The sequence below is a fragment of the Streptomyces sp. NPDC100445 genome, assembly GCF_044759735.1.
Taxonomy (GTDB): Bacteria; Actinomycetota; Actinomycetes; order Streptomycetales; family Streptomycetaceae; genus Streptomyces.
The window spans coordinates 81397-104699 of the sequence record NZ_JBIVZV010000006.1; the positions used below are offsets into that span (position 1 = coordinate 81397).

General features: G+C 72.8%; 22 protein-coding genes. 2 read left to right on the forward strand and 20 right to left on the reverse strand.

Annotated features, from left to right (window positions below; genetic code table 11):
• The first annotated feature begins 116 nt into the window (after positions 1–116).
• Positions 117–659 carry a hypothetical protein gene (locus ACIQVT_RS16620; protein ID WP_403753205.1) on the forward strand — a complete coding sequence of 181 codons (543 nt, stop codon included), beginning with the start codon at positions 117–119 and terminating at the stop codon, positions 657–659.
• A 63-nt stretch (positions 660–722) separates the two neighbouring features.
• Here the strand turns inward: ACIQVT_RS16620 and ACIQVT_RS16625 are convergent, their stop codons facing one another.
• From ACIQVT_RS16625 to pyrR, 14 genes are all read right to left on the reverse strand, one after another.
• Positions 723–2870 carry a primosomal protein N' gene (locus tag ACIQVT_RS16625; RefSeq protein WP_403753208.1) on the reverse strand — a complete coding sequence of 716 codons (2148 nt, stop codon included), beginning with the start codon at positions 2868–2870 and terminating at the stop codon, positions 723–725.
• Between the two features lie 162 nt (positions 2871–3032).
• A complete protein-coding gene (gene metK / locus ACIQVT_RS16630) occupies positions 3033–4256 on the reverse strand; it encodes a methionine adenosyltransferase (protein WP_403753212.1) in 1224 nt (407 codons plus the stop codon).
• 257 nt (positions 4257–4513) lie between these two features.
• Positions 4514–5716, reverse strand: coding sequence for a bifunctional phosphopantothenoylcysteine decarboxylase/phosphopantothenate--cysteine ligase CoaBC (gene coaBC, locus ACIQVT_RS16635; protein ID WP_403753215.1), 1203 nt, complete (start codon positions 5714–5716; stop codon positions 4514–4516).
• A 104-nt stretch (positions 5717–5820) separates the two neighbouring features.
• Positions 5821–6093, reverse strand: a complete 273-nt coding sequence (gene rpoZ / locus ACIQVT_RS16640; RefSeq protein WP_005319902.1) for a DNA-directed RNA polymerase subunit omega — start codon at positions 6091–6093, stop codon at positions 5821–5823.
• Positions 6094–6146: 53 nt separating this feature from the next.
• Positions 6147–6740 (reverse strand): guanylate kinase, encoded by a 594-nt coding sequence (gene gmk / locus ACIQVT_RS16645; protein WP_403753219.1) that lies wholly within the window; start codon positions 6738–6740, stop codon positions 6147–6149.
• Between the two features lie 59 nt (positions 6741–6799).
• Entirely contained in the window at positions 6800–7123 is a 324-nt protein-coding gene (locus ACIQVT_RS16650) for an integration host factor (protein WP_003977346.1), read from the reverse strand.
• Positions 7124–7391: 268 nt separating this feature from the next.
• The gene (gene pyrF, locus ACIQVT_RS16655) at positions 7392–8237 is read right to left on the reverse strand and encodes an orotidine-5'-phosphate decarboxylase (RefSeq protein WP_403753222.1); all 846 of its coding nucleotides are present in this window, start codon (positions 8235–8237) and stop codon (positions 7392–7394) included.
• Entirely contained in the window at positions 8234–9340 is a 1107-nt protein-coding gene (locus tag ACIQVT_RS16660) for a quinone-dependent dihydroorotate dehydrogenase (protein ID WP_403753225.1), read from the reverse strand. Before ACIQVT_RS16660 ends, pyrF begins: the two co-directional genes overlap by 4 nt.
• Before the next feature lie 57 nt (positions 9341–9397).
• Positions 9398–12706 (reverse strand): carbamoyl-phosphate synthase large subunit, encoded by a 3309-nt coding sequence (gene carB, locus ACIQVT_RS16665; protein WP_403753228.1) that lies wholly within the window; start codon positions 12704–12706, stop codon positions 9398–9400.
• The gene (gene carA, locus ACIQVT_RS16670; protein WP_403753232.1) at positions 12699–13856 is read right to left on the reverse strand and encodes a glutamine-hydrolyzing carbamoyl-phosphate synthase small subunit; all 1158 of its coding nucleotides are present in this window, start codon (positions 13854–13856) and stop codon (positions 12699–12701) included. Before carA ends, carB begins: the two co-directional genes overlap by 8 nt.
• Positions 13853–14413, reverse strand: coding sequence for a hypothetical protein (locus tag ACIQVT_RS16675; RefSeq protein ID WP_403753235.1), 561 nt, complete (start codon positions 14411–14413; stop codon positions 13853–13855). Before ACIQVT_RS16675 ends, carA begins: the two co-directional genes overlap by 4 nt.
• Positions 14410–15696, reverse strand: coding sequence for a dihydroorotase (locus ACIQVT_RS16680; protein ID WP_403753238.1), 1287 nt, complete (start codon positions 15694–15696; stop codon positions 14410–14412). Before ACIQVT_RS16680 ends, ACIQVT_RS16675 begins: the two co-directional genes overlap by 4 nt.
• 4 nt (positions 15697–15700) lie before the next feature.
• Complete coding sequence (locus tag ACIQVT_RS16685; RefSeq protein ID WP_403753241.1) at positions 15701–16705, reverse strand: aspartate carbamoyltransferase catalytic subunit; 1005 nt, start codon at positions 16703–16705, stop codon at positions 15701–15703.
• A gap of 91 nt (positions 16706–16796) precedes the next feature.
• The gene (gene pyrR, locus ACIQVT_RS16690; RefSeq protein ID WP_403753244.1) at positions 16797–17369 is read right to left on the reverse strand and encodes a bifunctional pyr operon transcriptional regulator/uracil phosphoribosyltransferase PyrR; all 573 of its coding nucleotides are present in this window, start codon (positions 17367–17369) and stop codon (positions 16797–16799) included.
• Between the two features lie 254 nt (positions 17370–17623).
• Between pyrR and bldD the strand changes: the two genes are divergently transcribed.
• Positions 17624–18127, forward strand: coding sequence for a transcriptional regulator BldD (bldD, locus tag ACIQVT_RS16695; protein WP_121789767.1), 504 nt, complete (start codon positions 17624–17626; stop codon positions 18125–18127).
• A gap of 212 nt (positions 18128–18339) precedes the next feature.
• On the opposite strand, the gene nusB is transcribed toward bldD, so the two are convergent.
• The 6 genes from nusB to ACIQVT_RS16725 form a co-directional block, all read right to left on the reverse strand.
• A complete protein-coding gene (gene nusB / locus ACIQVT_RS16700) occupies positions 18340–18768 on the reverse strand; it encodes a transcription antitermination factor NusB (protein WP_403753249.1) in 429 nt (142 codons plus the stop codon).
• A gap of 2 nt (positions 18769–18770) precedes the next feature.
• Positions 18771–19337, reverse strand: coding sequence for an elongation factor P (gene efp / locus ACIQVT_RS16705; protein WP_392200408.1), 567 nt, complete (start codon positions 19335–19337; stop codon positions 18771–18773).
• A gap of 44 nt (positions 19338–19381) precedes the next feature.
• Entirely contained in the window at positions 19382–20488 is a 1107-nt protein-coding gene (locus ACIQVT_RS16710; protein ID WP_403753253.1) for an aminopeptidase P family protein, read from the reverse strand.
• A 104-nt stretch (positions 20489–20592) separates the two neighbouring features.
• Entirely contained in the window at positions 20593–21495 is a 903-nt protein-coding gene (locus tag ACIQVT_RS16715; RefSeq protein WP_403753256.1) for a Pro-rich N-terminal domain-containing protein, read from the reverse strand.
• A gap of 230 nt (positions 21496–21725) precedes the next feature.
• Positions 21726–22817 (reverse strand): 3-dehydroquinate synthase, encoded by a 1092-nt coding sequence (aroB, locus tag ACIQVT_RS16720; RefSeq protein WP_403753259.1) that lies wholly within the window; start codon positions 22815–22817, stop codon positions 21726–21728.
• Positions 22814–23296 (reverse strand): shikimate kinase, encoded by a 483-nt coding sequence (locus tag ACIQVT_RS16725; protein ID WP_403754081.1) that lies wholly within the window; start codon positions 23294–23296, stop codon positions 22814–22816. The genes aroB and ACIQVT_RS16725 overlap by 4 nt, the downstream gene beginning before the upstream one ends.
• Positions 23297–23303 lie beyond the last annotated feature (7 nt).

Here is a 23303-nt window from a genome sequence, read left to right on the forward strand (position 1 = left end):
CGCGCGCCCCCAGCCCGTGACCAGCGGAGCGTCGGCGCGTTGGTCAAGACAGAGTTGACCACATCGGGCCTTTCCGCGGCCCGGTCCCTTTCAACGCCGGTTCGAGAGGCTTGTTCATGGCCGACCATGCAACCCACGACGCCCAGGCCCGGGCCAGCCTGCACCTGCTGGTGCGGGACATCGAGCGGGTCCGCCGGCAGGTGGACGCGCTGCGCACGCTCACCGCCCAGCTGGGCAACGTCTACCGCCCGCGCCGCTCCGGCCCCTCCACGGGCTTCGTCGTCTACGGCCGGGCCCCCGCCCCGACGGTGCGCCTCGCCCAGGAGCTCCGGGACAGTGTGGAAACCCTGGTCACGGCCGCCGTGGACTTCGACCGCTCGCTCGGCTTCTCGTGGGACGCGGTGGGTTCCGCGCTCGGGGTCACCAAGCAGGCGGTGCACCGGCGCTACGGCGCCCGGCGCGCCGCCGCGCAGGCCGCCGCCGAGACGGAGCGGGCGACGGAACCGGCCGGCGCCCGGGCGCTGGACGTCACCCCGGGGCTGCCCCCGGTGCCCACGGTGCCGGCGGCCCGCTCCATGCCCACCCAGCCGACCGCGGGCAGCCCGGCGCTGCGCGAGGACGCCCGTCCGACGGCCTTCCCCGGCCCGCGCAACGGCTGACGGCCCACGCCCCGCCCCGCCCTCCCGGGCTCGCCCGGGAGGGCGGCCCGCTGCCGGACCCCGTCAGCCGATGTCCGGCGGATCGATCCGCACCCGCACCGGCTCCTCGCTCCCCCGGGCCGTGCGGGCGGCCTGGGCGGTCTTCAGGGCGGTGGCCAGCGCGGCGCCGCTGCCCGGCGGCACCCGGACCAGCGCCCGCTCCCAGTGCTCACCGGGCGGCGGAGCACCGGGTCTGCGGGGACGGCCCGGCGGCACGGGCGGCAGCGGAACCGGTCCCAGCACCTCGGCGTCGGCCGGCAGCGCGACCGCCCCCAGGAAGTCGGCGACGGCCGCGGGCGTCCCGGACACGGCCGCCATCCGGGACACCGGCGGGAACCCCAGCTCGGCCCGCTCGGCCAGCTCCCGCACGGCGTGTCCGACGGGGTCCCAGCGCACCAGGGCCTGCACCGGGCGCAGGGTCGGCTCGGCCACCACGACCACCGTGCCCCCCTCCGGCTGGGGCCGCACCAGGGCGGCGGCCGCGATCCAGCGGCGCAGCCCGTCCTCACCGGCGCGCAGGTCGGGCCGTCCGAGCATGGCCCAGCCGTCCAGCAGCAGGGCCGCCGCGTAACCGCCCTCGGCGACCGGTTCGGCGCCGGGCGTGCTGACGACCAGCGCGGGGGTGCCGGGCACGGTGTCCAGCACGTGCTCGCGCCCCGAGGTGCGCACCGGTACGGCGGGGAAGGCCCGCCCCAGCTCCTCGGCGGTGCGCCGGGCGCCCACCACCTGGGCGCGGAGCCGGAAGCCGCCGCACTCCGGGCAGTGCCAGGCGCTCTCCTCGCGCCCGCACCAGCCGCAGCGCAGGACACCGCCGTCCTGCCCCTCCAGCGGTCCCGAGCAGTGCCGGCACCGGGCCGGCTCGCGGCACCGGTCGCAGGCCATGCGGGGCGCGTATCCCCGCCGGGGCACCTGCACGAGGACCGGACCGTGCCGCAGCCCCTCGCGGGCCGCCTGCCAGGCGAGGCTCGGCAGCCGGGCGGCGCGGGCCGCCCCGTCGCGGGCGAGGTCGCCGTCACCGACCGTGCGGACCAGCGGGGCGGCGCGCCGCACCTGCTCCCGGCCGGCGGCCAGCGGCCGGGCCCAGCCGGTCTCGACGAGCTGGGCGGCCTCCACGGTGCAGCTCCAGCTCCCCAGCAGGAAGGCGCAGCGGTCGAGCGCGGCGCGCAGCAGCAGCACGTCCCGGGTGTGCGGCTGCGGGGCGTGCTGCTCGCTGTGGCTGTCGTCCCCGTCGTCCCAGACGGCGACCAGCCCCAGGTCCGTGACCGGCGCGAACATCGCGGCCCGGGTGCCGACGACCGCGCGCACCGATCCCCGCCGCACCGCCAGCCACTGCGCGTACCGCTTCTCCGGTCCGGCGTCGGCGGTGAGCAGCGCGTGCCGGCCGGGGCCGAGCAGTGCGGTCAGCGCGGCGTCCACCCGGGCGGCGGCCCGTCCGTCGGGTACGACGACCAGGGCGCCGCGTCCCGAGGCCAGCGTGGCGGCGACGGCCCGGGCCAGTTCCTCGCTCCACAGCGGTCCCGGCAGCGCGTTCCACACGGCCCGGGGTGCTCCGCCCGAGGCCAGGGCGCCGAGGAAGGCGGCGCCGTGCTCGTACCTCTCCCAGGGGCCGGCGTCCGGGGGCGGGGGCGGCGCCAGCGGGGGCGGGGAGGAACGCTGTTCGGCACGGGCGTTGCGCGGTGGCACGGCGAGCTGGAGCACGTCGGCGAGGCTGCCCGCGTAGCGGTCGGCGACGGCCCGCGCCAGGCCGAGCAGCTCCTCGCCGAGCACCGGCTCCGGTGACACGACCTGGGCGAGGGCTGCCAGGGGGCCGGAGTAGTCGGACTCGGCCCGCCGCTCGACGAGGAAGCCGTCGACGAGCCCGCCGCCCTCCCGGCGTCCCTCGCGCACCCGGTGGCGGCCGGCCCCGAACCGCACCCGCACCCGCACTCCGGGCTGCGCCTGCGCGTCCAGGTCGGCGGGGACGGCGTAGTCGAAGTACCGGTCGAGGTGGAGCACGCCCTTGTCGACCAGCACCCGGGCCACGGGCAGGTGCTCGGCGAGCGCGGCTCCCCGCCAGGTCCGGGGCTTGGCCCGCGGTACCTTCGCCCGGCGTACGCTCTCCCGGATGAGCGCGAGCTGTTCCGGCGGCGGCCCCTCGGCCCCGCCGTCCCCCGGCCCGTTCTCGCTGCTCACGCTTGCATTCTTACCAAACGCCACTGACAACGCCGCCCGGCCCCGGCCACCGCGCCCGGTACGCGCGCGTCCCGAAGGCCCCCGCCGGGCGTCCCGGCAGACGCCGGGGCCCGGCCCCCCGTGCGGGGTGCCGGGCCTCGGTGAGAGCGGTGCGGGCGGTGGTTACAGGCCCGCGGCGGCGCGCAGGGCGTCCACGCGGTCCGTGCGCTCCCAGGTGAAGTCGGGCAGCTCACGGCCGAAGTGACCGTAGGCGGCCGTCTGGGAGTAGATCGGGCGCAGCAGGTCGAGGTCACGGATGATCGCGGCCGGGCGGAGGTCGAAGACCTCGTCGATGGCCTTCTCGATCTTCTCCGTGTCGACCGTGTGGGTGCCGAAGGTCTCCACGAAGAGACCGACGGGCTCGGCCTTGCCGATCGCGTAGGCGACCTGGACCTCGCAGCGGGAGGCCAGGCCGGCCGCCACGACGTTCTTGGCGACCCAGCGCATGGCGTAGGCGGCCGAGCGGTCCACCTTGGACGGGTCCTTGCCGGAGAAGGCACCGCCGCCGTGCCGGGCCATGCCGCCATAGGTGTCGATGATGATCTTGCGGCCGGTGAGGCCGGCGTCGCCCATCGGGCCGCCGATCTCGAAGCGGCCGGTCGGGTTGACCAGCAGGCGGTAGCCCTCGGTGTCCAGCTTGATGCCCTCGTCCAGGAGCGCCTTCAGCTCCGGCTCCACGACGAACTCGCGGATGTCGGGGGTGAGCAGCGACTCCAGGTCGATGTCGGAGGCGTGCTGGGAGGAGACGACGACCGTGTCGAGGCGGACGGCCTTGTCGCCGTCGTACTCGATGGTGACCTGCGTCTTGCCGTCGGGGCGCAGGTAGGGGATGGTGCCGTTCTTGCGGACGTCCGAGAGCCGCTTGGACAGGCGGTGCGCCAGGAAGATCGGGAGGGGCATCAGGGTCGGCGTCTCGTCGGAGGCGTAGCCGAACATCAGGCCCTGGTCGCCGGCGCCCTGCCGGTCCAGCTCGTCCGTCTCCCGGCCCGCGGCGGCACCCTCGACCCGGGCCTCGTAAGCCGCGTCGACACCCTGCGCGATGTCCGGGGACTGCGCGCCGATGGACACGGAGACTCCGCAGGAGGCGCCGTCGAAGCCCTTCTTGGAGGAGTCGTAGCCGATGTCCAGGATCTTGCCGCGGACGAGGGTCGCGATGTCCGCGTAGGCCTTGGTCGTCACCTCGCCGGCCACGTGGACCAGGCCGGTGGTGATCAGGGTCTCGACGGCGACCCGGGAGGTCGGGTCCTCACGCAGGAGCGCGTCGAGAATGGTGTCGCTGATCTGGTCAGCGATCTTGTCGGGGTGACCCTCGGTCACGGACTCCGAGGTGAACAGGCGACGGGACACAACGCTCCCTGTGGTTGCAGCGGCTGCTGGCTGATCATTTGCGGTCGACACAGGGCTGCGCCCGGTCGACCGTGAACAGTTTATCGGTCGCACTCGTCCGACGGGCCACCGTCTCGCTACTCGGAGCCGTTGTGACCTGCGGCACAGGCATTCTGCACAATCACGGCCGGTGTGACCAGAGCCGCCACACCCGGCCGGACCGCCGCGGGACGCGCCGTTCACCCGGGCGGAGGCCCGGCCGGGGGCCGCCCGGCGGGTCAGCCCAGCCGCTGGGCGACCAGGTCCCAGACCACGTCGGCCAGGGCCTCCTTGGGTCCGTGCGGCACCGGCGTCTCACTGCCGTCCGCGCCCAGTACGACGGCCTCGTTCTCCTCGGAACCGAAGGTCTTGCGTTCCCCCACCTCGTTTACCACGAGCAGGTCGCACCCCTTGCGGGCGAGCTTCGTGCGGCCGTTGGCGAGGACGTCGTCGGTCTCGGCGGCGAAACCGACGACCACCTGTCCGGGCCGGGCGCGGTCGGCGGAGATCTCCGCGAGAATGTCCGGATTACGCACCAGCACGACCGGATCGGGCTCCTGGCCGTCCTTCTTCTTGATCTTGCCGGTGGCGTAGACGGCCGGCCGGAAGTCCGCGACGGCGGCGGCCATGACCACCGCGTCGGCGTCCGCCGCGGCCTTCAGGACGGCCTCGCGCAGCTGGACGGCCGTGCCCACCGGGACGACGTCCACGCCCGCCGGGTCGGGCAGGCCGGTCTCGGCCGCGACCAGGGTCACTCGGGCGCCGCGCGCCGCGGCCGTGCGGGCGAGGGCGTAGCCCTGCTTGCCGGAGGAGCGGTTGCCGAGGAAGCGGACCGGGTCGAGGGGCTCACGGGTGCCGCCCGCGGAGACGACGACGTGCCGCCCCCGCAGGTCGGTCCCGGTGACACCGCGGGCCAGCACCCGCCGGCAGACCTCGAAGATCTCCGCCGGGTCGGGCAGCCGGCCCTTGCCGGTGTCGACGCCGGTGAGACGGCCGACGGCGGGCTCGACGACCACGGCGCCGCGGCGGCGCAGCGTGGCCACGTTCTCCCGGGTGGCCGGGTGCTCCCACATCTCGGTGTGCATGGCCGGGGCGAACACGACCGGACAGCGGGCGGTGAGCAGCGTATTGGTCAGCAGGTCGTCGGCGAGGCCGTGGGCCGCCTTGGCGAGCATGTCGGCGGTGGCCGGCGCGACGACCACCAGGTCGGCGTGCTGGCCGATGCGGACGTGCGGGACCTCGTGCACGTCGTCCCAGACCTCGGGCGAGACGGGCTTGCCGGACAGGGCCGACCAGGTGGCGGCGCCGACGAAGTGCAGCGCGGAGGCCGTGGGCACCACGCGGACGTCGTGGCCCGACTCCGTGAACCTCCTCAGCAGCTCACAGGCCTTGTAGGCGGCGATGCCACCGCTGACTCCCAGCACGACCCTCGGCTTGTCCACCGTGTCTCCCGGACTCGAAAACGTACGACCGACTCCATGACACACCACAGGCCCGGCAGCGTGACTGCCGGGCCTGTGGACAAGTCGGTCGCGGTGTGACGAGATTACTGCGCCGGGCCCTCGATGGCCTCGGAGGTCAGCAGACCCGCGTTGATCTCGCGCAGGGCGATCGAGAGCGGCTTCTCGTGCACGTGGGTGTCGACGAGCGGACCGACGTACTCGAGGAGGCCCTCGCCGAGCTGCGAGTAGTAAGCGTTGATCTGGCGCGCACGCTTCGCCGCGTAGATCACGAGGCTGTACTTCGAGTCGGTGGCCTCGAGGAGCTCGTCGATCGGCGGGTTGATGATGCCCTCGGGCGCGGTGATGGAAGAGGACACGCTCTACCTTCCGATGGATGGGAAAGAATCAGTCATCGTGATCACAGTCACGATCACACAATGTCCATCAAGGCTAGCAGCTCGCGCGCCACGTCCTCGACGGAGGTGTTGACCAGGGTGACGTCGAACTCCGGCTCGGCCGCCAGCTCGGTCCTGGCCGCGGCCAGGCGGCGCTCGATGACCTCGGGCGGCTCGGTGCCCCGGCCGGTGAGCCTGCGCACCAGTTCCTCCCAGGAGGGCGGTGCCAGGAACACCAGCTGGGAGTCGGCCAGCGACTCGCGGACCTGGCGGGCGCCCTGGAGGTCGATCTCCAGCAGGACGGGCTCGCCGTTCTCCAGCCGCTCCTGCACGGCCGCGCGGGGCGTGCCGTAGCGGTTGCCCGCGAACTCCGCCCACTCCAGCAGCTCACCGTTGGCGATCAGCTTGTCCATCTCGTCGTCCGTGACGAAGAAGTAGTGGACACCGTGCTGCTCGCCGGGGCGCGGCTTGCGGGTGGTCGCCGACACCGAGAGCCAGACGTCGGGGTGTTCCTTGCGCATATGGGCGACGACCGTGCTCTTGCCGACCCCCGAGGGGCCGGAGAGCACGGTCAGCCGCGGACGTGCGTCCGGGGGTTCGGGGGACGTCCCCCGGAGTGTTACTGCCATGCAGCGATTATCCAGCAATCCCGGAGTGCCCGGGACTCCCTGTCCGTCGGGAGGCGGACTCAGGAGCCGGTGCTGCCGAACTCACGCTCCAGGGAGGCGATCTGGTTGGAACCGAGACCCCGCACGCGGCGGCTCTCGGAGATGCCCAGACGCTCCATGATCTGCTTGGCGCGGACCTTGCCCACGCCGGGCAGGGACTCCAGCAGCGCGGAGACCTTCATCTTGCCGATGACGTCGTTCTCCTGGCCCTGCTTGATGACCTCGTGCAGCGAGGCACCGGAGTGCTTGAGTCGATTCTTGACCTCGGCCCGCTCCCGGCGAGCCGCGGCGGCCTTTTCGAGCGCGGCTGCGCGCTGTTCAGGGGTAAGGGGCGGAAGAGCCACGCCTACGTCACCTCGGATGTCGAACTGTCGGATACGGACCGGTGAGGAACCTAGTCGCCCCACACCTGACGAGCTACGAGCAACACGCTTCGCCCGTTCACTCTGCTCGGAGACTAGCGGGCTACTCCCCCAGAGTCAGCGAGAACAGCGGAAAAGTCCTGGTCAGCCTCCGTCAGGTCGGACATTTCCGACATATTGCCCTGGATTTGCCGATGTATTCACACTCATGTCGACGCGACCGCGCTCAGCCGAGCACGCGACCGGGGGTTCAGGCGCCGCCGACGGCCGCCCGGATCTCCTCCGCGACCCGCTCGGCGGCCCCGCGCAGCGCGCTGACGTCGGGACCGTGACGCAGAACACCCCGGCTGACGTTCGGCACCACGTTGCGCACGGCCGCCCCGAAGACGCGGGGGAGGTCGGCCGGGGTCGCGCCCTGGGCGCCGATGCCGGGCGCGAGGAGCGGGCCGCCGATGTCGAGCGCGTAGGAGGACAGGTCGCCGAGGGTGGCGCCGACGACCGCGCCGAAGGAGCCCAGCGGCTCCTCCCCCGCGTTCTCGGCCGCCAGGTGGGCCAGCACGGTCGCCCCGACGGTCCGGCCGTCGGCGCGCACCGCGTGCTGCACCTCGCCGCCCTCCGGGTTCGAGGTCAGCGCCAGCACGAACAGGCCGGTGCCGCTCTCCCGGGCCAGCGCGACCGCCGGGCCGAGCGAGCCGTAGCCGAGGTACGGCGAGACGGTCAGGGCGTCGGAGAACAGCGGGGCGCCCTCGCGCAGGAACGCCTCGGCGTAGGCGGCCATGGTCGAGCCGATGTCGCCGCGCTTGGCGTCCATCACGACCAGGGCGCCGGCCGCGCGCGCCTCCCGCACCGACCTCTCCAGGACGGCGAGGCCGCGCGAGCCGAACCGTTCGAAGAAGGCGCTCTGCGGCTTCAGGACGGCCACCCGGCCGGCCAGGGCCTCGACGACCGTACGGCTGAACCGCTCCAGGCCGGCGACGTCGTCCGACAGGCCCCACTCGGCCAGCAGGGAGGCGTGCGGGTCGATACCGACGCAGAGCGGGCCGCGCTCGTCCATGGCGCGGCGCAGCCGGGCGCCGAAGGGCTCCGAGGGGCTCATGCGGACTTCCTCACGTCGGCGCCGACCGCGTCGGCGAGGGTGGCGTACGGGCTGGAGCGCAGGCGGGCGGCGAGGCCCTTGTGGACGGCGCGGCACCAGAACGGGCCCTCGTAGACGAAGGCGCTGTAGCCCTGGACCAGCGTGGCACCGGCCAGGATGCGCTGCCAGGCGTCCTCGGCGGTCTCCACGCCCCCGACGCCCACCAGGGTGATCCGGTCGCCCACGCGGGCGTACAGGCGGCGCAGGACCTCCAGGGAGCGTGCCTTGAGCGGGGCGCCGGACAGGCCGCCGGTCTCCCCGGTGAGGGCGGGACCGGAGCGCAGGCCGAGGCCCTCGCGCGCGATGGTGGTGTTGGTCGCGATGATGCCGTCCAGGCCGAGTTCGACGGCCAGGTCGGCGACGGCGTCGACGTCCTCGTCGGCGAGGTCCGGCGCGATCTTCACCAGCAGCGGGACGCGCCGGTGGGCGACCGTGCGGTCGGCGGCCTCGCGCACGGCGGTCAGCAGCGGGCGCAGGTGGTCCACCGCCTGGAGATTGCGCAGGCCGGGCGTGTTGGGCGAGGAGACGTTGACGACGAGGTAGTCGGCGTAGGGCGCGAGGCGCTCGGCGGACTTCACGTAGTCGGCGACGGCCTCCGCCTCCGGGACGACCTTGGTCTTGCCGATGTTGACGCCGACGACGGTCCGGAAGACCGGCTCGCGGGTGGCCAGGCGGGCCGCGACGGCGAGCGAGCCGTCGTTGTTGAAGCCCATGCGATTGATCAGCGCGCGGTCCTCGACCAGCCGGAAGAGCCGCTTCCTGGGGTTGCCGGGCTGCGGCTCGCCGGTGACCGTGCCGATCTCGACGTGGTCGAAGCCCAGCATCGACATGCCGTCGACGGCGACGGCGTTCTTGTCGAAGCCGGCGGCGAGCCCGAAGGGGCCGTGCATGCGCAGCCCGAAGGCCTCGGTGCGCAGTTCCTTGTGGAGGGGCGCGAGGGCGGCGGCGACGAAGGTGCGCAGCACGGGGACGCGGGCGGCCAGCCGGATCCAGCGGAACGCCAGGTGGTGGGCGTGCTCGGGGTCCATCCGCCGGAAGACCAGGCGGAAGAAGATCTTGTACATGTGGGTGTCCTCATGAAGAGGGGGACACCGTTTCCGGTGTCCCCCTCGGGGCTGCTGCTAGTCGCGGGCCGCGGTCAGGTGTTCGGCGTGTTCCTGGAGCGAGCGGACGCCCACGTCGCCGTGGTTGAGGGCGTCGATGCCCTGGACGGCCGCCGCGAGCGCCTGGACGGTCGTCAGGCAGGGCACGGAGCGGGCCACCGCGGCCGTACGGATGTCGTAGCCGTCGAGGCGGCCGCCGGTGCCGTACGGGGTGTTGACGATGAGGTCGACCTCGCCGTCGTGGATCAGCTGGACGATGGTCTTCTCGCCGTTCGGGCCGGTGCCCTCGGACTGCTTGCGGACCACCGTGGCGTTGATGCCGTTGCGCCGGAGGACCTCGGCGGTGCCGGAGGTGGCGAGCAGCTCGAAGCCGTGGGCGACCAGCTCGCGCGCCGGGAAGATCATCGAGCGCTTGTCCCGGTTGGCGACCGAGATGAACGCGCGGCCCTTGGTGGGCAGCGGGCCGTAGGCGCCGGCCTGCGACTTGGCGTACGCCGTGCCGAAGACGGAGTCGATGCCCATGACCTCGCCGGTGGAGCGCATCTCCGGGCCGAGGATGGTGTCGACACCGCGGCCCTGGAAGTCCCGGAAGCGGGACCAGGGCAGGACGGCCTCCTTGACGGAGATCGGCGCGTCCAGGGGCAGCTCGCCGCCGTCGCCGGTCCTCGGCAGCAGGCCCTCGGCGCGCAGCTCGGCGACGGTCGCGCCCAGGGAGATGCGGGCGGCGGCCTTGGCCAGCGGCACCGCGGTCGCCTTCGAGGTGAAGGGGACGGTGCGGGAGGCGCGCGGGTTGGCCTCCAGGACGTAGAGGATGTCGCCGGCCATCGCGAACTGGATGTTGATCAGACCGCGCACGCCGACGCCCTTGGCGATGGCCTCGGTGGAGGCGCGCAGGCGCTTGATGTCGAAGCCGCCGAGGGTGATCGGGGGCAGGGCGCACGCCGAGTCGCCGGAGTGGATGCCGGCCTCCTCGATGTGCTCCATGACGCCGCCGAGGTAGAGCTCCTCGCCGTCGTAGAGGGCGTCGACGTCGATCTCGATCGCGTCGTCGAGGAAACGGTCGACGAGGACCGGCCGGGACGGGCTGATCTCGGTCGACTCGGCGATGTAGGAGGCGAGGCGGGTCTCGTCGTAGACGATCTCCATGCCGCGTCCGCCGAGGACGTAGGAGGGCCGCACCAGGACCGGGTAGCCGATCTCGTCGGCGATGGCCTTGGCCTCGTCGAAGGTGGTGGCCGTGCCGTGCTTGGGCGCCGGCAGGCCCGCCTCCGCCAGGACGCGGCCGAAGGCGCCGCGGTCCTCGGCGGCGTGGATGGCCTCGGGGGACGTGCCGACGATCGGCACGCCGTTGTCCTTGAGCGCCTGGGACAGGCCCAGCGGGGTCTGGCCGCCCAGCTGGACGATGACGCCCGCGATCGGACCGGCCTGCCGCTCGGCGTGGACGATCTCCAGCACGTCCTCGAGCGTCAGCGGCTCGAAGTACAGGCGGTCGGAGGTGTCATAGTCCGTGGAGACGGTCTCCGGGTTGCAGTTGACCATCACGGTCTCGTACCCGGCGTCGGACAGCGCGAAGGAGGCGTGCACGCAGGAGTAGTCGAACTCGATGCCCTGGCCGATGCGGTTGGGGCCCGAGCCGAGGATGATCACGGCGGGCTTCTCGCGCGGCGCGACCTCGGTCTCCTCGTCGTAGGAGGAGTAGAAGTACGGCGTGCGCGCGGCGAACTCGGCGGCGCAGGTGTCGACCGTCTTGTAGACCGGGCGGATGCCGAGGGCGTGCCGGACCTCGCGGACGACGTCCTCGCGCAGGCCGCGGATCTCGCCGATCTGCTGGTCGGAGAAGCCGTGCCGCTTGGCCTCGGCCAGCAGGTCGGCGGTCAGCTCGGGCGCGCCGGCCAGCTCGTCCGCGATCTCCTTGATCAGGAAGAGCTGGTCCACGAACCACGGGTCGATCTTCGTGTGGTCGAAGACCTCCTCGGGGGTGGCGCCGGCGCGGATGGCCTGCATGACCGTGTTGATCCGGCCGTCGGTGGGCCGCACGGCCTCGCGGAGCAGGGTCTCCTTGTCGCCGGGCTCGCCGGTGAAGGCGAACTGGCTGCCCTTCTTCTCCAGCGAGCGCAGCGCCTTCTGGAAGGCCTCGGGGAAGTTGCGGCCGATGGCCATGGCCTCGCCGACCGACTTCATGGTGGTGGTCAGCGTGGAGTCGGCCTGCGGGAACTTCTCGAAGGCGAACCGCGGGGCCTTGACGACCACGTAGTCGAGCGTGGGCTCGAAGGAGGCCGGGGTCTCGCGGGTGATGTCGTTGGGGATCTCGTCCAGCGTGTAGCCGACGGCCAGCTTGGCGGCGATCTTGGCGATCGGGAAGCCGGTCGCCTTCGAGGCGAGCGCCGAGGACCGCGACACGCGCGGGTTCATCTCGATGACGATGACCCGGCCGTCCTCGGGGTTCACCGCGAACTGGATGTTGCAGCCGCCGGTGTCGACGCCGACCTCGCGGATGATCGCGATGCCGACGTCGCGCAGCACCTGGTACTCGCGGTCGGTCAGCGTCATCGCGGGCGCGACGGTGATGGAGTCGCCGGTGTGCACGCCCATCGGGTCGAAGTTCTCGATGGAGCAGACGACCACGACGTTGTCGTGCTTGTCGCGCATCAGCTCCAGCTCGTACTCCTTCCAGCCGAGGATGGACTCCTCCAGGAGGACCTCGGTGGTCGGGGAGAGGGTGAGGCCCTGGCCGGCGATGCGGCGCAGCTCGTCCTCGTCGTGCGCGAAGCCGGAGCCGGCGCCGCCCATGGTGAAGGACGGGCGGACGACGACCGGGTAGCCGCCGAGCGTCTCGACGCCCCGCAGGACGTCGTCCATGGAGTGGCAGATGACCGAGCGGGCGGACTCGCCGTGCCCGGTCTTGCGGCGGACCTCCTCGACGACGCCCTTGAAGAGGTCGCGGTCCTCGCCCTTGTGGATGGCCTCGGGCTTGGCGCCGATCAGCTCGACGCCGTACTTCTCCAGCGCGCCGTTCTCGTGCAGCGAGATGGCGGTGTTCAGGGCCGTCTGGCCGCCCAGGGTGGGCAGCAGCGCGTCGGGGCGCTCCTTGGCGATGATCTTCTCGACGAACTCCGGGGTGATCGGCTCGACGTACGTGGCATCGGCGATCTCCGGGTCGGTCATGATCGTCGCCGGGTTGGAGTTGACGAGGACGACGCGTAGTCCCTCGGCCTTGAGGACCCGGCACGCCTGGGTGCCGGAGTAGTCGAACTCGGCGGCCTGACCGATGACGATCGGGCCGGAGCCGATGACCAGGACGGACTGGATATCGGTGCGCTTAGGCACGCTGGCCCTCCATCAGGGAAACGAAGCGGTCGAACAGGTAGGCGGCGTCGTGCGGACCGGCCGCCGCCTCCGGGTGGTACTGGACGGAGAAGGCGGGTCGGTCGAGCAGTTGGAGCCCCTCCACGACGTTGTCGTTGAGGCAGACGTGCGAGACCTCGGCGCGGCCGAACTTCGTCTCGCTGACCTTGTCGAGCGGCGCGTCCACGGCGAAGCCGTGGTTGTGCGCGGTGACCTCCACCTTGCCGGTCGTACGGTCCTGGACCGGCTGGTTGATGCCCCGGTGGCCGTACTTCAGCTTGTAGGTGCCGAAGCCGAGCGCGCGGCCGAGGATCTGGTTGCCGAAGCAGATGCCGAACAGCGGGGTCCGGCGCTCCAGGACGGCCGACATCAGCGCGACGGGGCCGTCGGCCGTGGCGGGGTCGCCGGGGCCGTTGGAGAAGAAGACACCGTCGGGGCCGACGGCGTAGACGTCGTCCGCCGTGGCGGTGGCGGGCAGGACGTGCACCTCGATGCCGCGCTCGGCCATGCGGTGCGGGGTCATGCCCTTGATGCCGAGGTCGATGGCGGCGACGGTGAAGCGCTTCTCGCCGACGGCGGGGACGACGTACGCCTCCTTCGTCGCGACCTCCTCGTACAGGCTCGCGCCCTTCATGTGCGGCTGGGCCAGCACGCGCTCCAGCAGTTCGGCGTCGGGGGCGAGCGCCTCGCCCGAGAAGACCCCGGCCCGCATCGAGCCGCGCTCGCGCAGGTGGCGGGTGAGGGCCCGGGTGTCGATGCCGGAGATGCCGACGACGCCCTGGCGCTCCAGTTCGTCGTCCAGGGAGCGCCGGGACCGCCAGTTGGACGGCACGCGCGCGGGATCGCGCACGACGTAGCCGGAGACCCAGATGCGGCCCGACTCGTCGTCCTCGTCGTTCCAGCCGGTGTTGCCGATCTGCGGGGCGGTCGCGACGACGATCTGGCGGTCGTACGACGGGTCGGTCAGGGTCTCCTGGTAGCCGGTCATGCCGGTGGAGAACACGGCCTCGCCGAAGGTCTCCCCCACGGCCCCGTAGGCACGGCCGCGGAAGACGCGGCCGTCCTCCAGGACGAGTACGGCGGGAAGCGCCCTGTTCCTCTGGGCGGAGCTTCCCCTGGTGGAGGTCGTCATCGTGCGCCTTCCGTCTTGTCGGTCATCTGGTTCAGGGTGTGGACCCATTCGGTGTGCTCGGCCGCGCGGTCGGAGCGGAAGCCCGAGTCGATCAGCCTGTCGCCGTGCGCCCAGGTCACGACCAGCAGTCCGCCCTCGGTGAGGACCTTGCCGGCGATGCCCTTGTCCAGGCGCGCCTCCCGCAGTGCGGCGGTGGGGACGAAGAAGTCGGCCGCCCCGGGGCGTTCGACCTCCAGGCCCGCGTCGGTCAGGGTGAGCCGGACCCGGCTGCGGGTGCCGAGACCGTGGGCCACGATGCGGTCCAGCCACTGCCCGGCGGTGGTGGAGCCGTGGTAGCGGCCGCTCATCGTCAGTCTCGTCTCGCCGGGCTCGTCCGGCGCGGTGGGCAGCTCCGGGATGTCGCCCTGGAGGGTGCCGCGCCACTTCCAGCCCTCGCGCATCAGCCAGTAGACGAGCGCGATGAACAGGACGAGTCCGACGAGCCAGCCGATGCGGGCCGGCCAGTCGGTGACGTCGGCCGACTTCCTGGCCTCGGCCAGCAGGATCACAGGTGTCACGTCAGCTTCCCGTCGACGAGCGTGCCCTTGCCCCGCAGCCACGTGTGGGTGACCCGGCCCGGCAGCTCGCGCCCCTGGTAGGGGGTGTTGCGGCTGCGCGAGGCGAAGCCCGCGGGGTCCACCCGGCCACGGTATGCCGTGTCGAGGAGGGTGAGGTTGGCGGGCTCACCAGCCGAGACGGGACGGCCGTGCCCGGTGGCCCGTCCGATCCGCGCCGGCCGGAAGGACATGCGGTCGGCGACGCCGGCCCAGTCCAGCAGGCCCGTCTCCACCATCGTCTCCTGGACCACCGACAGGGCGGTCTCCAGGCCGACCATGCCCATGGCGGCGGCGGCCCACTCGCAGTCCTTGTCCTCGTGCGGGTGCGGGGCGTGGTCGGTGGCCACGATGTCGATCGTGCCGTCGGCGAGCGCCTCGCGCAGGGCCATGACGTCCCGCTCGGTGCGCAGCGGCGGGTTGACCTTGTAGACGGGGTCGTACGTCCGCACCAGCTCGTCGGTGAGGAGCAGGTGGTGCGGGGTGACCTCGGCGGTGACCTGGATGCCCCGGGACTTGGCCCAGCGGACGATCTCGACCGAGCCGGCGGTCGACAGGTGGCAGATGTGGACGCGGGAGCCGACGTGCTCGGCGAGGAGCACGTCCCGCGCGATGACCGACTCCTCGGCGACGGCCGGCCAGCCGCCCAGGCCGAGCTCGGCGGAGACGACGCCCTCGTTCATCTGCGCGCCCTCGGTGAGCCGGGGCTCCTGCGCGTGCTGGGCGACGACTCCGTCGAAGGCCTTCACGTACTCCAGCGCGCGGCGCATGATCACGGCGTCGTCGACGCACTTGCCGTCGTCGGAGAAGACGGTGACGCCGGCGGCGGACTCGTGCATGGCGCCCAGCTCGGCGAGTTTCCTGCCCTCCAGGCCGACGGTGACGGCGCCGACGGGCCGCACGTCGCAGTAGCCGTGCTCCTTGCCCAGGCGCCAGACCTGCTCGACGACACCGGCGGTGTCGGCGACCGGGAAGGTGTTGGCCATGGCGAACACGGCCGTGTAGCCGCCGCTCGCCGCGGCGCGGGTGCCGGTGAGCACCGTCTCGGAGTCCTCGCGGCCCGGCTCGCGCAGGTGGGTGTGCAGGTCGACCAGGCCCGGCAGCAGCACCTTGCCGCCGGCCTCGACCACCTCGGCGCCCTCGGCGGACAGCGCGGTGCCGACCTCGGCGACGGTCTCGCCGTCGATGAGCACGTCCTGCGGCTCACCGCCGAGCACCCTGGCGCCACGGATCAGGATCTTGCTCATGGTCTTACTTCTCCTCGTCGGCGGGCTGGTGGGGGGAGACGGACGGGCGGGCGTGGGTGACCGCGGGTTCGTTGCCGCCGAGCAGCAGGTAGAGCACGGCCATCCGGATGGAGACGCCGTTGGCGACCTGCTCGACGGCCGTGCAGCGGTCGGAGTCGGCGACCTCGGCGGTGATCTCCATGCCGCGGACCATCGGGCCGGGGTGCATCACGATGGCGTGCCCGGGCAGCCTGGCCATGCGGTCGCCGTCGAGGCCGTAGCGGCGCGCGTACTCGCGCTCGGTGGGGAAGAAGGCCGCGTTCATCCGCTCGCGCTGGACGCGGAGCATCATGACCGCGTCGCACTTGGGCAGCGTGCTGTCGAGGTCGTAGGAGACGGCGCACGGCCAGGTCTCCACGCCGATCGGCAGCAGGGTGGGCGGGGCGACGAGGGTGACCTCGGCGCCGAGGGTGTGCAGCAGGTCCACGTTGGAGCGGGCGACCCGGCTGTGCAGGACGTCCCCGACGACGGTGACGCGCTTGCCGGACAGGTCCTGGCCGAGCCCGGTGTCCCGGCCGGTCAGCCGGCGGCGCAGGGTGAACGCGTCCAGCAGGGCCTGGGTGGGGTGCTGGTGGGTGCCGTCGCCGGCGTTGATGACGGCCGCGTCGATCCAGCCCGAGTTGGCCAGGCGGTACGGGGCCCCCGAGGCGCCGTGCCGGATGACCACGGCGTCGACGCCCATGGCCTCCAGGGTCTGGGCGGTGTCCTTCAGGGACTCGCCCTTGGACACCGAGGAGCCCTTGGCGGTGAAGTTGATGACGTCGGCGGAGAGGCGCTTCTCGGCCGCTTCGAAGGAGATGCGCGTGCGCGTGGAGTCCTCGAAGAAGAGGTTGACGATCGTCCGGCCGCGCAGGGTCGGCAGCTTCTTGATCGGCCGGTCGGCCACCCGGGCCATCTCCTCGGCGGTGTCGAGGATCAGGACGGCGTCGTCGCGGGTGAGGTCGGCGGCCGAGATGAGATGACGCTGCATCTGTCAGGCTCCGTAAGGCAGTTCAAATGGGGAGAAGCAGGGCGGAGCGGGGCGCGTACCGGCATGCCGGAGCGGCCGGGCGCCAGGTCCGCTACTGGCCGGCCGGCTTGGCACCGAGCAGCACGGTGTCGCGACCGTCCTCCTCGGTGAGCTGGACCTTGACCGTCTCCCGCAGCGACGTGGGGAGGTTCTTGCCGACGTAGTCGGCACGGATGGGCAGTTCGCGGTGGCCGCGGTCGACCAGGACCGCGAGCTGGACCGCGCGCGGGCGCCCGATGTCGTTCAGGGCGTCCAGGGCGGCGCGGATGGTGCGGCCGGAGAACAGTACGTCGTCGACGAGGACGACCAGGCGGCCGTCGATGCCGTCACCCGGGATCTCGGTGCGGGCCAGCGCGCGCGGCGGATGCAGGCGCAGGTCGTCGCGGTACATCGTGATGTCGAGGGAGCCGACCGGGACCGTCCGGTCGGTGATCTGCTCCAGCTTGGCGGCGAGCCGCTGGGCGAGGAAGACGCCCCGGGTCGGGATGCCGAGGAGCACCACGTCGTCGGCGCCCTTGGCGCGTTCGACGATCTCGTGGGCGATGCGGGTCAGCACCCGCGCGATGTCGGGGCCCTCGAGGACTGGCCGCGCGTCGGCGGCGGGGTGATTCGCGTGCGTGTCCATAAGAAACGGACCTCCTTCTCCGCCTCACGGGACGGACCTTAAAGGACGTCGGATTTGCGCCATCCACGGTAGCAGGTGCCCGGAGCGGCCCGGTCGTCACCCCCTCGGCCCAGCGGGGTGCCGTGAGCACGGAAGCGTCGGTGTGGACCATTCGGCTTGACGCACCAGAGTCACGCTGCGTAACCTCACAGTGAGTTACCAGCGGCGCGGCGGGAAGACAGCCGGCCGCGTCGACACAGTGTCCGGGGAGCTATATGTCCAGCGAATACGCCAAACAGCTCGGGGCCAAGCTCCGGGCGATCCGCACCCAGCAGGGCCTTTCCCTCCACGGTGTCGAGGAGAAGTCCCAGGGGCGCTGGAAGGCCGTGGTGGTCGGTTCCTACGAGCGCGGTGACCGCGCCGTGACCGTGCAGCGCCTTGCCGAGCTGGCCGATTTCTATGGCGTCCCCGTGCAGGAGCTGCTGCCGGGCACCACGCCGGGCGGGGCCGCCGAGCCGCCGCCGAAGCTGGTCCTCGACCTGGAGCGGCTGGCCACCGTGCCGGCCGAGAAGGCGGGGCCCCTCCAGCGCTACGCGGCGACCATCCAGTCCCAGCGCGGCGACTACAACGGCAAGGTGCTCTCGATCCGCCAGGACGACCTGCGCACACTCGCCGTCATCTACGACCAGTCCCCCTCGGTCCTCACCGAGCAGCTGATCAGCTGGGGCGTCCTGGACGCGGACGCGCGCCGCGCGGTGGCCGCCCACGACGAGGCCTGAGCCTCCGCTCCCACCGGAGCAGAAACGTGCCGCCGGGGCGGCCGGAACCTCATGGTTCCGGCCGCCCCGGCGGTTTTCACGTCCGTTACGGCCCCTGGGGCGCCGTGGGCGCCGCGCGGAGGTACCGAAAGGGCGCGGGGCCGCATCGTCGATGCGGCCCCGCGACGTGGGCATGGGCGACCACGGCCGGCCCGCAGCCGCCGCCGGACGCGCTAGGCGCGGCGCAGCGTCGGCTTCAGCTCCTTCAGCCTGCCGAGCAGACCGTTGACGAACGAGGGCGACTCGTCGGTGGAGAACTCCTTCGCCAGCTGCACCATCTCGTCCAGGACGACGGCGTCCGGGGTCTCGTCGACCCAGATCAGCTCGTACGCGCCCAGCCGCAGGATGTTGCGGTCGACGACCGGCATGCGGTCGAGCGTCCAGCCCACCGCGTACTGGGAGAGCAGCTCGTCGATCCGGGCCGCGTGCTCCGCGTAGCCCTCGACCAGCTGCATCGTGTACTCGCTCACCGGGGGCTGCCGGGTGTCCGACCGGGAGAGCCGGATCCAGTCCGCGAGCACCGTCAGGACGTCGGCGTCGCGCTGGTCGCCCTCGAAGAGGATCTGGAAGGCGCGCTTGCGGGCCGTGTTGCGGGCAGCCACGGTTAGCTGTTCACCCGGCCGAGGTAGTCGCTCGTGCGGGTGTCGACCTTGATCTTCTCACCGGTGGTGATGAAGAGCGGGACCTGGATCTGGTGACCGGTCTCCAGGACGGCGGGCTTGGTGCCGCCGGTGGAACGGTCGCCCTGGACGCCGGGCTCGGTCTCCTGGACGGTCAGCTCGACGGCGGCCGGCAGCTCGACGAAGAGCACCTCGCCCTCGTGCTGCGCGACGGTGGCGGTGAAGCCCTCGATCAGGAAGTTGGCGGCGTCGCCGACGGCCTTGCGGTCGACCATGAGCTGGTCATAGGTCTGCATGTCCATGAAGACGAAGTACTCGCCGTCCATGTACGAGAACTGCATGTCGCGCTTGTCGACAGTGGCCGTCTCGACCTTGACACCGGCGTTGAAGGTCTTGTCGACGACCTTGCCGGAGAGCACGTTCTTGAGCTTGGTGCGCACGAAGGCCGGGCCCTTGCCGGGCTTGACGTGCTGGAACTCGACGACGGACCAGAGCTGGCCGCCTTCGAGCTTGAGCACCAGGCCGTTCTTGAGGTCGTTCGTGGAAGCCACGGTTGCGGAATCTCCTGGACTGACGTACGACCCCGGTACACGCGCTACAGCGCGAGCAGCTCCTTGGTCGTGATGGTGAGTAGCTCGGGTCCGCCGTCCGCCTCGGGGCGCACGACGAGCGTGTCATCGATCCGGACGCCGCCCCGGCCCGGGAGGTGGACCCCCGGTTCGACGGTGACCGGCACGCAAGCGTCCAGTTTACCCATGGCCGCGGGGGCCAGCTGCGGGTCCTCGTCGATTTCGAGTCCGACCCCGTGTCCGGTCAGCGGTGGCAAAGACTCCGCATAGCCCGCGGAGTCCAGCACCTGCCGTGCCGCGCGGTCCACGTCACGGTAGGCGGTCCCCGGCACCAGGGCCTCGCGGCCGGCCCGCTGGGCGCCGAAGACGAGGTCGTACAGCTCGATCTGCCAGTCGGCGGGAGAGGTGCCGATGACGAAGGTGCGGCCGATCTCGCAGCGGTAGCCGCGGTAGGTGGCGCCGAGGCACACGGAGAGGAAGTCGCCCTCCTCCACGCGCCGGTCGGTGGGGCGGTGGCCGCGGCGGCCGGCGTGCGGTCCGGTCGCCACGGAGGTGGGGAAGGCCGGGCCGTCGGCGCCGTGGTCCACCAGGCGCCGCTCCAGCTCCAGCGCGAGGTGCCGCTCGGTGCGGCCGACCAGGATGGACTCCAGCAGCTCGCCGAGGGCCTGGTCGGCGATCTCCGCGCCGATGCGCAGGCAGGAGATCTCCTCCTCGTCCTTGACCACCCGCAGCTGTTCCACGGCGCCGCCGAGGTCCACGAGGCGGAGCCCCGGGGCGACCGAGGCGATGGCCCGGTGCCGGGTGACGGTGAGGTGGTGCTCCTCCACGGCGAGGCCGTCGGCGTCCTGGCCCACGGCGAGGTCGGCCGCGGCGACCGCCGCGTCGCCGCCGGGTGAGGCGAGGACGTGCAGGCGCAGGCCGTCGTCCGGCCGGCCCTCGGTGGGGCGGTCCCCGGGCGGGCCCGCGCACACCAGGAGGTCCTCGCGCCTGCCGAGCAGGAGGACGGCGCCCCGGGGGGCGGCCCCCGCCAGGTACCGCACGTTCGCGGGGCGGCTGACCAGGGCGGCGGGGGCGCCGGCCGCGTTGCAGCGGTCCCTCAGCCGGGATCGGCGGTTCGCGTACACCTCTGACATGAGACGAGCGTAGGAGTTATGTCCGGATCGTGCCGGTTGGCGGGGGCCGAGTGGGGACGGGGACCGCTGGGGCACGACTCGCGGGCGCCCTGCCGGTCCGGCGCTCACCAGCTCGGGGGGCTCGCCATCGCCCTCGTGAGCACCTCGTCCAGGACGCGGGCCGTCGCGGCCACGTCGAGCTGGGAGTTGTCGATGATCGGCAGGCCCGAGCCGTACCAGCCGGCCATGCGGCCGTGGATGCGGGCCACCTCCTCATCCGTGAGGCGCCGGTTGCCACTGCGTTCGGCGTTGCGCTCCAGGACGATGTCCAGGCCCGGCAGGAGGACGACCGGGAGCAGGCCGGGGCCCACGTGCCGCTTCCAGCCGCCGAGGCCCACGACCGGGCGGTCCGGGAAGACGGCGTCGTCCAGGACGCAGGAGATGCCGTTGGCGAGGAAGTTCCGGGCGGCGAAACCGCAGGTGCGGCGGGCCAGGCGGTACTGGGCCTCGGAGTTGTCGTTCCAGCCGGACTGGGGGTCGGCGAACCCGGAGCGCACCCATTCGCGGACGTCGTCCAGGCTGATGTGGGCCGTGGGGACGCGGCGGTGCTCCGCCCAGTACCTGGCGACGCTGGTCTTGCCCGCGCCCGCCGGTCCGATGAGCAGGACGGCGAGGGTGGTGGACGCGGGGTCCGCGGCCGGGGCCGTGGCGGGCGGCGCCGGGGGCACGCCGACCGGGCCGCCGGGTGGCAGCGGCACGTGACCGGTGGTATCGGGGACCGGCGGCGGGCCGGGAACGGGCTGCGGCGGCGCGTGCCGCGGGGGCGCCGGCGGCACGGGGCCCGGGCCGGCCGGGGCCTGCGGCGAAGGGCCCGGCGGCGCCGGGAAACCCTGCGGGGGGACGGGGGCGGGCCCCTGGGAGGCGCCCGGGGGCGGCCCCGGGTGGTGTGCGGCCGGCGCCCAGCCGGCGTGCGGTCCCCGCCCCGGCTGGTGGGGCGGCGGCAGCGGAGACCCGACTGCGTGCTGCATCCGTTGCCACTTCCGTCTCGTCGTCTTGGCCCGTTCCGCCGCCGGGGCGTCCGAGTCGGTGTCGACACGCCCCTCCGGCTCTCCCGCCGGAGGCAGTCGGCGCCGGCGGCGGGGTACGTCCCCGCTCGCCACCGAACGGTACCGTCCCCGGCCGTCGTTGGGTGGAACGACCGGGGGCGGCCCGAAGTGCCCGGTCCGGCGGGGAAGGACGACCCGTCGCCGGGAGGGGGCTACTGGCCGACCTCGCCGTAGGCGGCGAGGAGCACGGCCGGGTCCGGGCCCTCCAGCAGCGTCGGCCGGGCCAGACCGTCCAGGACGACGAAGCGCAGCAGGTCGCCGCGGGACTTCTTGTCCACCTTCATCGTCTCCAGCAGCTTGGGCCACTGGTCGTAGCGGTAGTGCAGCGGCAGGCCGACGGACTCCAGGACGGTGCGGTGGCGGTCGGCCGTCGCGTCGTCGAGGCGGCCCGCCAGCCGGCCGAGTTCGGCGGCGAAGTGCATGCCGACCGCGACCGCGGCGCCGTGCCGCCACTTGTAGCGCTCGTTCTTCTCGATGGCGTGGCCCAGCGTGTGACCGTAGTTGAGGATCTCCCGCGGACCGGACTCCTTCAGGTCCGCGGAGACGACCTGCGCCTTGACCCGGATCGACCGCTCGATCAGCTCGGCCGTGTGCGGGCCCGCCGGGGTCCGGGCGGCCTGGGGGTCGGCCTCGATCAGGTCGAGGATCACCGGGTCGGCGATGAATCCGGCCTTGATGACCTCGGCGAGGCCGGAGACGTAGTCGTGGACCGGGAGGGAGTCCAGCGCGGCCAGGTCGCACAGCACGCCGGCCGGCGGGTGGAAGGCACCGACCAGGTTCTTGCCCTCGGCGGTGTTGATCCCGGTCTTGCCGCCGACCGCCGCGTCCACCATGGCGAGCACGGTGGTCGGGACGGCGATCCAGCGCACCCCGCGCAGCCAGGTCGCGGCGACGAAGCCGGCCAGGTCCGTGGTCGAGCCGCCGCCGACGCCGACGATGGCGTCGGTGCGGGTGAAGCCGGACTGGCCCAGCGCCTTCCAGCAGTAGGCGGCGACCTCGGCGGTCTTGGCCTCCTCCGCGTTGGGCACCTGGATGGCGACGGCCTCGTAGCCCTGGCCGGCCAGGTCGGCGCGGAGCGCGTCACCGGTCTCGGCCAGCGACTCCGGGTGGATCACCGCGACCCGCTTGGCCCGATCGCCGATCAGTCCGGGCAGCTCGCCCAGCAGTTGCCGGCCGACCAGCACCTCGTACGGGTCGGTGCCCGCGGTGCCGGCGACCTGGACCCGGGTGACTGCCTCGCTCATGCTTGTTTCAACTCCAGTGCGTCCAGCGCTTCTTGCGTGACCTCTTCGGGGGTCCGGCCGTCCGTCGGTACCACGGCGGTGGCGACCTCCTCGTAGAGGTGCCGCCGCGCCTCCATCAGCTCGCGCCACTGCTTGCGCGGGTTGACCGCGAGCAGCGGGCGGGCCACGTTGAGCCCGGTGCGCCGGACGGCCTCCTCGACCTCCATCGAGAGGTAGAGCACCCGGTGCCCGGCGAGCGCGGCACGCGTGTCCGGGTCGAGGACGGCGCCGCCGCCGAGGGCGACGACACCCTCGTGCTCGGTGAGCGCGGTCCGCACCGCCTGTTTCTCGATCGCCCGGAAGGCGTCCTCGCCCTCGTCCACGAAGATCTCGGAGATGGCGCGGCCCTCGGCGGCGACGATGTCGTCGTCGGTGTCCCGGTAGCCCACGCCCAGGCGCTCGGCGAGGAGCCGGCCGACGGTGGACTTACCGACGCCCATGGGCCCG